Annotated in this window: 2 protein-coding genes; both read right to left on the reverse strand. The window is 62.4% G+C overall.

Annotated elements, in window-relative coordinates; genetic code table 11:
• The coding region (locus AC1DTN_RS37310) for a BON domain-containing protein (RefSeq protein ID WP_477925123.1) at positions 1–307 on the reverse strand (307 nt) is incomplete at its 3' end.
• Positions 308–492: 185 nt separating this feature from the next.
• Positions 493–792 (reverse strand): hypothetical protein, encoded by a 300-nt coding sequence (locus AC1DTN_RS37315; RefSeq protein WP_477925125.1) that lies wholly within the window; start codon positions 790–792, stop codon positions 493–495.
• Positions 793–1,023 lie beyond the last annotated feature (231 nt).

Consider the following 1,023-nt stretch of genomic DNA (forward strand, 5'->3'; position numbering starts at 1 on the left):
GAAGTTTCTCATCGGGTACCTGCGTGTGCCACTTGAGCGAGGATTCCGCGGCGGCCGCGATTTCCGAGTCGCTGCGCTTGTGCGTCGGCGACAGCTTGACGTCCAGCTCGACGGCCAGGGCCCTGACCCCCTGCACGCGCTGCACCGCCCGCTCGATGGCGAACTTCTCTCTGTAGGTATCCAGGTGCCCCGTGAGCGTGACGACACCGTCCTTGACGGCGACGCCGACGTTGGCTTCGTTGATCGATGGGTCCCACTGGAGTTCGGTGGTCACGTCCTTCTTCAACTGCGAATCGGTTTTCATCATGCGACCTTTCGTGCATGGATCTGTGATTGTTGCCGCGTCGGCCGGCGGCCCCGGCGGCAAGACCTGCGGGCTGCTGGGCCAGCCCGAATGCAATGGTGCGACGGACACGGCCGCGCGCCATTGATCCCGCGCAACAAAGTGCGCCATGGGCGCACTCGAGATCTGGCGAATCGCTCGCTTTCGTCCTAGAAGATGGAATCAGTCGCGAAGCTGGTTGGAAAGGCGAAGTCCCTGGCTTCCAGCGTGACGGGCCTGCCGGATTCGTGCCGATGCCTCTGCAGGGCCGCCTCCTCGATCAGATCGAAGTGGTGCCGACAGGCATTCAACAGGCTGTCACCGCCTCCTTGCGCTCCGAACACGTTGCGCAGCGCATCTTCCGAAATCTCCGCGACGACGCGATGGCCCTGGGTTCCTCGCGGATAAATGGCAAACAGAACGCTTGCCCTGGCAAAACAGAAAGACCAGAAAGACGCGTCGTTGTTCATCCTCACCTCCTTCAGGCCGAAAGCCCTTGGCATCCCACGATGTGCGGAGCGTCGCATCTGGCGAGCAGGAGGGTATTGCGTTAAGTCAAGGATTGCGCATCACCCGGCGTGCGCCATGCACGCTGGGGCGCCGAACAAGGCGATGGCGCCTTGGATGCGCAGCAAGACTGGAGAACCATTTGGATGGCTCGATGATGCCCAGCGCGACGAGCATGGCGATCACGGTCCACG

The organism is Rhizobium sp. 01T444 (genome assembly GCF_056398305.1).